Consider the following 10,014-nt stretch of genomic DNA (forward strand, 5'->3'; position numbering starts at 1 on the left):
ATAGCCCGCCCAATCGGGTGGACAGACTATGAATCTTCGGTGCCCTGAGGTGGAACTGCTAACAACGAAATGGGGGGGAGCGGGGGCAAAGTCAATAATTCGAGTCTGGCATAAGTAGATAAGGATTGCCTAACCTAATACTGTTTCAAGTTATGTTCCCGATCGGGAATCGGCAACGGAAGCGAGGCGGCGACGATGAACAGAAAACGTGGATCGACCAGAGAACCCCTCTCCGGAGGGGGAGTCGGGGACGCGGGCCCGGACGGGACGGGCGACGGCGACGCCGTGGCATCGCAGACGGACGATGGGCGGTTGGTACACGTCGCACCGGTCGCAGCGGGTGGCCGACCATCCACCCGCGATATGCTCGGCGGCGCCATCGTCGAAGTGCGGCGCAACCCGGTGTCGTCGCAAAGCGGAATCGGCTACGAATGCCCGGACATCGACGTCGTACGCGAGGTGTGCCCCTCGATCCTCGGATATTCCTACCACGTCGCCTTCGATGCTCTCCCCGATGAGTCGGTGGAGAAGATCCGCACGTCGAGACTGTACGCGATGCCCGTCGTCTCCGGTCTGCTCGCCCGTCTCGGGGCGGCCGTGACGTCGCGGAAGGCGCGGGCGATGCGGGGTCGGCGGCCGAGACAACCGTCGTCCGGGCGACTGGCCCGGGTTCCTACAAAATGACCGCGGCCATTGCCGCCGCCACCGTTGCGTCGGTCACGGGGAAGCCGGTCGCGCCGGGGTGCCGGGATCTCGTCGGCCACCCCCGGCTCCTCGAACCGGTCCTCGCCTTCGCCCGCGATGCGGGCATCCATATCGAAACGCCGCATGACAACCTGACCACGGGGCCACTGCCGGCAGCGGCCCAATGCGACACTAAAGAAAAGGAGAAACGATGACGGATCAAGCTGAACGGGGTGCGGCGATCGTCGTCCGCGACCTCACGAAGAGCTACCCGATTGCGGGCAAAGCCGGCACCGCGCCCGAAGGCGGGGCAGGTGCTCCGCCGGACGGCGGGCGTAAGGGAAAGCGCGGCGCCCGGATGCGCAAGCATGTGCTCGACGGCGTGAGTTTCACCGTGCCCGCCGGGTCGATCGTGTCGTTCCTCGGCCACAACGGCGCAGGCAAGACCACCCTCATCCGAATCCTGTCGACGCTCATCACCGCAGACTCCGGCGAGGTGAGCATCTTCTCGCGCGATGTGAAAGAGGATCCGGCGGGCGTGCGCGCCGACATTGCCACCACCGGCCAATTCGCGGCGATCGACGAGAACCTCACCGGCCGGGAGAACCTGGAGTTCTTCGGGCGTCTGCGCGGACTCGACCGCGCCGACGCGGCCGCCCGCGCGACGGAACTGCTCGCGCAATTCTCGCTCGCGGACAGTGCCTCGACGTTGGCGTCGGCCTATTCGGGTGGTATGCGGCGCCGCCTCGACATCGCCGCGTCGCTGTGCGTCGTGCCCAGGTTGCTGTTCCTCGACGAACCCACGACGGGGCTGGACCCGGTCAGCCGCGAAGAGTTGTGGGGCTTCATCCGGCAACTGCGGGACGACGGAATGACCCTGGTGCTGACCACCCAGTACCTGGAAGAGGCGGAGGCGCTGGCAGACCACGTCCATCTGCTCAAGGACCGCCGCATCGTCGCCAGCGGAACGCCGGAGGAATTGCGTCGCGACTTCGGGTCGCACGTGCTCCGCGTGTCCTTCGCCACCGCCGCCGGGGCGGAGGCATTCGCCCGCTGCCTAAGGGGAGCGTGTCTGGACCGCGCCCGCGTCGCGGGGAAGATGGTGTCCCTCGACGTCGACCCCGGACCGCAGGTCCTCGAGGCGGTGGCGCGGGCGATGGAGGCCTCGGAAGCGTTGCCGGATTCGCTGAGCGTGTCGCCGCCCACCCTTAACGAGGTGTTCATATCGATGAACGCGGGGGGTGCGGCGCGATGAGTGCGACGTCGGTCGCGGCGTTCCTCCGTCGGGATCTGCTGCTGTTGCGACGCAACACCGCGTCGCTGATCTCCATGTTCGTTGTTCCTCCCCTCTTCCTGCTGTGCCTGTACGCGGTGTTTGGGTACTCAGCAGGGCAATCCGGCTTCGGGTACCTGCGTTTCGTGCTCGGCGGCTGCCTGTTCCAGGCGGCGATGTTCACCGCCGCGGCGTCGGCGATGGCGGTGGGACAGGACGTCGAATCCGGGCTCGTCGACCGTGTGCGCGTGTTGCCCGGGGCCACGGGCGGCTATGTCGCCGGCAGGCTCGCCACCGATGTGCTGCGGATGTCCGCGTCGATCGCGGCGCTGCTGATCGTCGCGTGGGCCTGTGGCCTCGACATGGCTCTCGGTGACGTCGCGTGGACAGTCCTGTGGTCACTGCTCGCTGCCGCGGTCCTGTCCCTGGTCACGGACGGGGTGATCCTGATGGTGCCCGCTCCGGTGTCGACGGCCTCATCGATCCAGGCGCTGGAAATGCTGCTGCTCATGTTCTCCACTGCGTTCATTCCGACGACCGCTGTGGACGGCTCCCTGCGCGACATCGTGCGCCACATGCCTTTTTCGCCGGTGATCGAGGTGATCAGGGCGGCGTCCCCGGGCGCCTTCCCGAATCACGCCGGGGAAGAGGCCGCCCTGTGGCTTGGTGTCGCGACGGTCGTCGGAATCGTCCTGTTCATCCGCCTGTTCACCTCGAGGAGCGAATCATGATCGACGCCATTTTCGTGCATCTGCGGCGCATCGTCCACACTTGGCTGCGGCGCCCTGACTTCTGGTTCATGACGTTCATTGCTCCGCTCGTGTACCTGTTCATCGTCAACCGCATGTTCGGTAGCCTGGTCAGGCAGCTCACCGGAGAGTTCGAACTCCGGAACGCGGTCATCCTTGTCGTAACGGCGTGGGCGTTCATCTTGGCCATCACGGGATCGTCCACCGTGTTCGTTGAACGCAGCAATGGCCTCCACGAGCGGTTGATCACAATGCCGGCACCGTACGCGGCCGTGCCGACCGCACGGATAATCGCCGAGTTCATCCGGATCATGGCGATGACGATCGTCGTCGCGGCGGTGGCCGCCTTGCTTTCCGACGGCCCCCTGGAGGTGTCCTGGTGGTGGAGGATCACGGTGACCGGCGCGATGGTTGCCGCGGCGGCCGCATGCACCGGCACGTACATCGCGTTCTCCATCACCAGCCCCCAGGGATCCGTGGCCCTTATCCCGTTGATAATCGTTGCGATGTTCGTCAACACGGTGCTCATGCCCGCCGACCACTTCCGTCCCCTCCTGCGCGGAATCGCCGGGCACACCCCCGTATCCGCGGCCGGCGAGGCCGTCAACGGTACCGGGGCTGCGGGTCTGGTGGTCTGCGCGGCCTGGTTCTTTGGTATCGCCGTGCTCGCGGCGTGGGGCATCGCCGTGAAAACGAGGCCGGGGGAGTCTGCATGACGGCCCGCGAATCCGAGCATCTAACCCGAAACCGCCGCGTGGACGCGGCCCACACACCCGGAGACAGAACCAGATGAAGTCGATCGCCCAGATCGTCCAGAACAACCGCAGGCTCCTCGCGGCCTACGAGGACAAGGTCCAGCCGAGGTTCCTAAGCCGCTATGCGCGCGAACCGATGGACGCCGCCGCCGTGTACCGGAAGCTCCGTGCGCTGGATCCCGGGCCGGATGCGCCGGCCCGGGTCCTCGACCTCGGTTGCGGAACCGGGTGGCTCGCCCGCACGCTCGCCGCTGAGTCTCGCTATCGCAGGGCGAACATCGTCGGCTACGACCTGTCGCCCAATGCGATCCGCATCGCCCGCGAACGCGCCGCCGCCGACGGGCTCGGGGCCCGGACGGAATTCCACGTTGCCGACATCCTCACGCCGCTCGCGGGAGAGCCCGGCGGGGCCTGTGAAATCTGGGTGTGTGGCGCGCTCCACCAAATGAAGGATGCGGGAGCCGCGCTCGGCAGGGTCTCCGGGCTGCTCGCCGACGGCGGCATCGCTTACGTGCAGACGTTCGTCGAGGATCCCGACGTGAACGAGCGGGTCGACATGGCCGTCATGGCGAAGATGGGCCACCGGGTGTTCCGGGGCAGCGAGCTCGAGGACCTCGCCGAAGCCAACGGGCTGAAGCTGGACGGAGCCTCACGCGCCGGCATGGTGTATTTCTGCACTCTCGCGAAGAAAAGCGCGATCGGGGAGGCGGGGAAGTGAGCGCCGTGGACGGGACCGTCGGCCCGTGGTCGCTGCTCGCCCCGATCCGGACCCGGATGCGTGCGGTGGTCGCGTTGTCCGTCCTGTCGTCGGTGGCTACCGTCGCTTCGCTGGTCGGCATCATCGACATCGCGATGACGTACCCGGAGGCCCCGGTGCATCGGACGTGGTTGGCCGTGGTTGTCATCGTCGTCGCCGCGACGGTGCGAATGGCTGCGGACGGCGCCGCCGGCATGCTCTCGCACCGGGCGGATAACGACCTGCAGCTCCACCTCCGGCGCCGGTTGGTTGCCCATATCCGGAAGCTGCCGCTGGGTTGGCTGGACGCCCGGCGCTCGTCGGGGATCATCGGGTCGGTTGAGAAGGACGTCGCGGCTGTCCACCAGCTCATGGGCCACACCGTCGGCGAGACCGTGGTGGCGGTGCTGGTTCCCCTGCTTTCCCTCATCGCGCTCGTCGCGGTCGATTGGCGGATCGCGGCGGTGGCGGTCGTCCCGGTGCTGGTCACCTTCGCCCTGATGGGCGTGATGATTTCGCGCGGAGCCGGTCTTCAGCGCGACTACGAGCGAGCCTCTGAAAAAGTGACGGCTGCGGTCATCGAGTTGGTGCGCGGCATCCCGGTGATGAAGTCCTTCGGACGCGCCAGCCAGGGCGCGGGCCGCTACGATGCCGCGGCGTCGTCGTTCGTCCGCGCGTGGTCCGCCTGGTCCCGGCAGTCGAACATCTATCTCGGGCTCATCGACGTGGTGACGTCCCCGATCACGGTCCTCGCAGTGGTGTGCGGCGCCGGCCTCGCTTTGAGGGACACCGCGGGCGGCAAACCGGAGGGTCTCGTCGCCGGGCTGGTTCTCGGCCTTGGACTCTCCGCGGCGATCGTGAGGGTGGCTATGAACTCCGAACCCATCATCGCGGGGATCGCCGCCCTGAAGTCCATCGCGGAGGTGCTGGGCACGCCGCCGATCACCGAGTCCGCCGAGCCGGTGCCCGTGCACGGAGGCGCGCTCGAGGTCCGGAACCTGGTCTTCTCCTACGGGGATGGGCCGCGGGTCCTCGACGGGATGTCCGCGACGTTCGAATCGGGGGCCCTCACGGCGCTGGTGGGACCCTCCGGTTCCGGAAAGTCCACCGTCGCCCGGCTGTTGGCGCGTTTCCACGACCCTGTCGAAGGCTCGGTGCTGCTGGGCGGCGACGATCTTCGCGACATCGCCGTGCGCGACGTGCACCGTTCGGTGTCGGTGGTGTTCCAGGATCCGCAGTTGCTCACGCTGCCCTTGCGGGAGAACATCCGGCTGGCCAGGAGAGACGCCACCGACGGCGAAATCATGGCGGCCGCGAAGCTCGCGAACCTCGATACGGTCATCGCGGCGCTGCCGAAGGGCCTGGATTCGGTGGTCAACGTCGACGTAACCTTTTCCGGTGGTGAGGCGCAGCGCGTGGCCATCGCGAGGTCGATTGTCACGGACGCGCCGGTGCTCATCTTCGACGAGGCAACCGCTTACGCGGATCCGGCTTCCGAGGCCCTCATTCAGTCCGCAATCGAGCGTTTGGCTCGTTCGCGGACGGTGATCGTGATTGCGCACAGATTGAGCACGATCCGCAACGCTGACCGCATCCTCGTTCTCGATGGGGGAGCGGTCGCGGAGGCGGGCACCCACGACGAGTTGCTTGCGCGCGGTGGCCGCTACCGGGATCTGTGGCGCGCGTTCGCCCTCGACGACGAACCATCCGCCCCGCGGGGCACTGAAGCAGACGATGAAAAGGCAGGGAACCGATGATCCGGGACTTGTGGTCGATGACGGATCGGCACTCGAAGATGACGCTGGCGTGGCTCATTGCGTTGGCCGCGCTTGCCGCGCTGGCACAGGGAGCGGCGTTCGTCGCGCTGCTGCCGCTGCTGTCGGCTCTGGCCGAGGGAGATGATGCGACGGCGTGGCGTTTCACCGGCGTCATCGCCGGCCTCGCGGCCGCCCATGCGGTGCTGTCCCTCGCCGCGGGGACGGTCGGCAGGGCGAATTCCGCAGCGGTGCTGTCGTCCCTGCTGCGTTCCCTGGGCGAACGCGTGCTGACGTTGCCACTCGGGTACGTCACCAAGTCCACGGCCGGCCGCTTTTCGGAGATGGCGTCTTCGGGCATGGCGTTCGCGGCGTCCGTGCCGCACGTGATCCTGCGGCCCGTCATCGCCGCTGTGGTTACGCCGACCGTCATCGCTCTCGGAATTCTGGCGATGGATTGGCGCGTCGGGTTGGTTCTCGTCGCGTCGGCGCCGGTGCTCTTCTTCGCCTACCGGGCCATTGGCCGGGTCGGCGGGGAGTCGGACGAAGCGCATGCTGACGCCGTCGCTGCCGTCTCCGGCAGGCTGATCGAGTTCACCCGCGGCCAGCAGGTGATTCGCGCCGCGGGCGACGGTTCGGCGGCGGACGCGATGGTGGATGAGGCGATCCAGGCCCAACACGATGCGTTCGCGAAGGCGACGTCGACGCAAGGCGCGGCCATCGGACGGTTGGGCTCGGTCGTCCATGCGGTGTTCACGGCGGCGGTGGTCGTCGCCGTGGCGGTCGCCGCGACGGGCGGGATGTCACCGGCGCATTTGGCGCCGATGCTCATTGTGGTCGTCCAGTTCACCGGACCGATCACCACGGCGGGAGCGTTGTCCGGCGGTTTCGGCGCGGGCCGCAACACGTTGGCTGCGCTGCGTGAGCTGCGGGCGATCCCCGTCCTTCCCGAGCCTGCCGCACCGGAGCTGCCCGACGGGCATGACGTGGAGTTCCGCGGCGTGAGCTTCGGGTACGGGGAGAAGAAGGTCCTCGACGGCGTCAGCTTCCGTGCGCCTCAGGGAGCGCTGGTCGCCATAGTGGGACCTTCGGGGGCGGGCAAGACGACGGTCATGCGGCTGCTGTCGCGGTTTCATGATCCGGACTCGGGGGAGATCCTCATTGGCGGGGTGCCCTTGCCTCGGATCGGCACCGACGGCGTGAACTCGCTGGTGACCCCGGTGTTCCAGGAGACGTTCCTCTTCGACGCGTCCGTGCGGGACAACGTGGTCTTCGCCGACCCCGGATTCGGTTCCGGGCCCGGCGACGGAGACCGCTTGCGCGAGGCCGCCCGGCGATCCGGGGTGGACCGCATCGTGGAGCTGCTGCCTTCCGGGTGGGATAACCCGGTGGGGGAGGAGGGGACGCTGCTGTCGGGAGGCGAGCGGCAGCGCGTCGCCATCGCCCGGGCGCTTCTGAAGGATTCCCCGGTGGTGCTTTTCGACGAGCCGACGTCCTCGCTGGATGCGGCCACTGAGCGGGCGATTGTTGGCACGATGGAAGCGTTGCGCGGCGATCGCACCGTGATCGTCGTCGCCCATCGCCTGCACACCGTCCGCGATGCCGACCTCATCGTCGTGCTTTCGGAGGACGGGACGGTCGCAGAACGGGGCACGCACGATGAATTGCTGGCGAAGGGCGGCCGCTACGCCGAGTCGTGGACGTGCCGGACGGGAGGCTCCCCGGGCGCCTGATCCTCGTCCGTCGAGGACCATCGCTCCGGTCCGGTACCGGTGCAGTGGTCCCGCCACGCCGTCCCGGTCAGCGGGTCCTCGACGATGCCCTGGGCGACAGGGTCGTAATTGAAGCCGTAGTGCTCGGTGCGGTGGGCGGGGCACACGTCTTGGACGGTGATGTTGGTGACGCCGGGTTCCCGCACGAAGGAGTTTTAGTGGGGGAGCACGGCATTGTCGTGCCGCGTGCCCAGGAAGGTGTACCGCACGCCCGGTCGAGTGATGTCGCCGATGGTCAGCTCATTCAGCAGCATGGAACCGGAGATCTGCTGTTCCCAGGCAAGCGCGTTCGTTTTGCCGGCGTTTCGGGAGTATCCGTGGCGCATCTCGGGGTGGACGTCAAAGCGATCGGCTGCGCTGTGCGCCCGGGGCCCGTGGTTCGAGGCACCGGTACCGATGAGCTGTTCGACGACCCGGTCCCCGCCCAGCTCCCGGATGTAGTGGTGGGGCAGGGGTCCGCTGCCCTGCGAATACCCGACGAGGTTGACCGCCGGGGCTCCGGTCGCGGCCAGCACCCGGTCGACGACGGAATCCAGTGTTTTCGAGCTGTGGCGGATGTCGCCGCTGAACACGGCCCATTCGACGGGGTGTCCATCGACGACGAGCGGGTTGTCGGTGAACGTGTAGGCGCACAGCCCGGCCCGGGCGAGGCGGGACGCGAGGCCCGCCCATTTCGCGTAGGAGTCCTCCCCGGTCCCGGGAATGAGGATGACGGGCAATTCACCGTCCCGGGGCGGCACCGGAAGTCGTTGGTGCCGGGGGGCACCAGACCGGGCTTGGCCATGGACAGGGCCCGGGCGGCCGCGGGTGAGGTTTGCCGGCGGCTGGGCCACCGGTCGGGAAACCGCCGTCCGACAGCGACGAGGGGATTCTCGTCACCTCGTCGGGGTGTTCCTATATAGGTTGTCAACTCCGTGGGTGGGCTTGTTGGTGGTGTGAAGGGTTTCTGCTTCGTCTCGTAGATGTTGTTTTGGGTACCTTGAGGAGCCGGTTGGGCTTGCTGTGCAATCGGCTTGGATGGGGGTCTGGTGGCTTTAGGCTGCTGCGGCCTTCTGGATTGTGGGGATGTCTCGGTAGTGCTCGCCTTTTCGCATCATGGCGAAGAGGACGTTGAGGCGTCGGCGTGCGAGTGCGACGACTGCGGCGTTGTGTCTTTTGTCTTCTTTGCGTTTTCGTTCATAGAATTGCCGGGAACGCTCGTGGAATCTGATCGATGCAAAAGACGATTGCCATAGGGCGTTCTTTAATTTTTGTTGCCAGCGCGGTTGGGCGATTCGACATAATGGACGTTCCCGACTGAGTCGTCCGCAGTGATAGGCCTGCATAGGACGCTAGGTGCGCTGCATCGGGGAAGTCGGACATATCGCCAACAGTCATGAGGATCTGTGCTGCGCTACGTGGGCCGATGCCGGGCATGGATAAAAGAATCTCGGTTTGAGGAATGTCTTGAATGAGCTTGAGTACCTGTGCTTCTATTTCCTTGCGATGTGCTAGTTTGGCCAGTGCGTCTTTGGCGGACATTGCTACGCTAAGTTCGGGGTATTCTGCGCCGGCAATGGACACGGTCTGTGTGTGGATGGCAGCAAGCATGGCATGGATGACAGGCTCGGGATTGCGCGCTTTGTGACTGCGCGCAAAGGCTGCTAGGCGTGTTTTACCGATGCGTCGAATCTTGGTGGGGCCGCCGTATTTTGCAAGTAGGTGGAGGATCCATTTTCGGTGAATCATCTGTCCGTGCAGGACATGTTCGAAGGCAGGATTGGTTCCCACGAGCGCGGATCGCATCTGGTTAATTAGGCGTGTGTAGGCTCGGGCGAGGTCTTCGTCGATACCGTTGAGAACTTTTGGCTGGGTAAAGACTTCCTCAACGCGGTCGACGCTGCGCAGGGCGTCTGGAAGGTTAAGACCGGCATGGGCGATGACGTAGGCGTCGCGTACATCGGTCTTGGAGTTGCCGACGTGGATGCGAGAGAGCTGTCGCATCGCAAGCCCTGGTAGATAGCGATCGTCTGCCCTATGTGTTGGGCGACTGCGACGGTTAATCGGCCGATGTTGTTGGGTTGATCGACAATGACAAGGACCGAGGTGTTGTCGGCGAGGAATTGGCCGAAGAGCTTGCGTAGCGAGCCTTCATGCTGATTGATGCGTTTGGGCAGGACTTGTCTGCCTTGGGGATCGAGGACGCAGGCGTGGTGGAAGTATTTGCCGACGTCCACGCCAATGACGAAGTCATAGGCCATGGGTGTGTTCCTCCTAGCGATGAATTAGAAGTTGGACTATTTGAGCTTCAT

The 10,014-nt window shown here is 66.0% G+C and carries 10 protein-coding genes and 1 pseudogene; 8 read left to right on the plus strand and 3 right to left on the minus strand.

The genetic code is table 11. The features are described from left to right. Positions 1–363: 363 nt before the first annotated feature. The 8 genes from QP904_RS11550 to QP904_RS11585 all read left to right on the plus strand — a co-directional run bounded on the left by QP904_RS11550 (position 364) and on the right by QP904_RS11585 (position 7,684). Positions 364–684: a hypothetical protein gene (locus tag QP904_RS11550; RefSeq protein WP_284836115.1), complete on the plus strand. Its 321-nt coding sequence runs from the start codon at positions 364–366 to the stop codon at positions 682–684. After that, positions 681–899, plus strand: a complete 219-nt coding sequence (locus QP904_RS11555) for a hypothetical protein (RefSeq protein ID WP_284836116.1) — start codon at positions 681–683, stop codon at positions 897–899. The genes QP904_RS11550 and QP904_RS11555 overlap by 4 nt, the downstream gene beginning before the upstream one ends. Beyond that, complete coding sequence (locus QP904_RS11560) at positions 896–1,939, plus strand: ABC transporter ATP-binding protein (protein WP_086589202.1); 1,044 nt, start codon at positions 896–898, stop codon at positions 1,937–1,939. The genes QP904_RS11555 and QP904_RS11560 overlap by 4 nt, the downstream gene beginning before the upstream one ends. Continuing rightward, entirely contained in the window at positions 1,936–2,688 is a 753-nt protein-coding gene (locus QP904_RS11565) for an ABC transporter permease (protein ID WP_005325973.1), read from the plus strand. The genes QP904_RS11560 and QP904_RS11565 overlap by 4 nt, the downstream gene beginning before the upstream one ends. Beyond that, entirely contained in the window at positions 2,685–3,422 is a 738-nt protein-coding gene (locus QP904_RS11570; protein ID WP_005325972.1) for an ABC transporter permease, read from the plus strand. Before QP904_RS11565 ends, QP904_RS11570 begins: the two co-directional genes overlap by 4 nt. Before the next feature lie 73 nt (positions 3,423–3,495). After that, a complete protein-coding gene (locus QP904_RS11575) occupies positions 3,496–4,179 on the plus strand; it encodes a class I SAM-dependent methyltransferase (RefSeq protein WP_034668635.1) in 684 nt (227 codons plus the stop codon). Then, entirely contained in the window at positions 4,176–5,954 is a 1,779-nt protein-coding gene (locus QP904_RS11580) for an ABC transporter ATP-binding protein (RefSeq protein ID WP_238801895.1), read from the plus strand. The genes QP904_RS11575 and QP904_RS11580 overlap by 4 nt, the downstream gene beginning before the upstream one ends. Next, a complete protein-coding gene (locus QP904_RS11585) occupies positions 5,951–7,684 on the plus strand; it encodes an ABC transporter ATP-binding protein (protein WP_238801894.1) in 1,734 nt (577 codons plus the stop codon). The genes QP904_RS11580 and QP904_RS11585 overlap by 4 nt, the downstream gene beginning before the upstream one ends. Before the next feature lie 194 nt (positions 7,685–7,878). Here QP904_RS11585 and QP904_RS11590 read toward each other — a convergent pair whose 3' ends face one another. The 3 genes and pseudogenes from QP904_RS11590 to QP904_RS11860 all read right to left on the minus strand — a co-directional run. Beyond that, entirely contained in the window at positions 7,879–8,442 is a 564-nt protein-coding gene (locus QP904_RS11590) for an esterase/lipase family protein (protein ID WP_284767204.1), read from the minus strand. A 457-nt stretch (positions 8,443–8,899) separates the two neighbouring features. Beyond that, positions 8,900–9,508, minus strand: coding sequence for a transposase (locus tag QP904_RS11855; protein ID WP_350309476.1), 609 nt, complete (start codon positions 9,506–9,508; stop codon positions 8,900–8,902). A gap of 30 nt (positions 9,509–9,538) precedes the next feature. Next, positions 9,539–9,963, minus strand: a pseudogene (locus QP904_RS11860) (IS110 family transposase); the annotation flags it as partial. Positions 9,964–10,014: the final 51 nt, after the last annotated feature.

The organism is Corynebacterium nasorum (assembly GCF_030229765.1).
GTDB classification, from domain to species: domain Bacteria; phylum Actinomycetota; class Actinomycetes; order Mycobacteriales; family Mycobacteriaceae; genus Corynebacterium; species Corynebacterium kefirresidentii.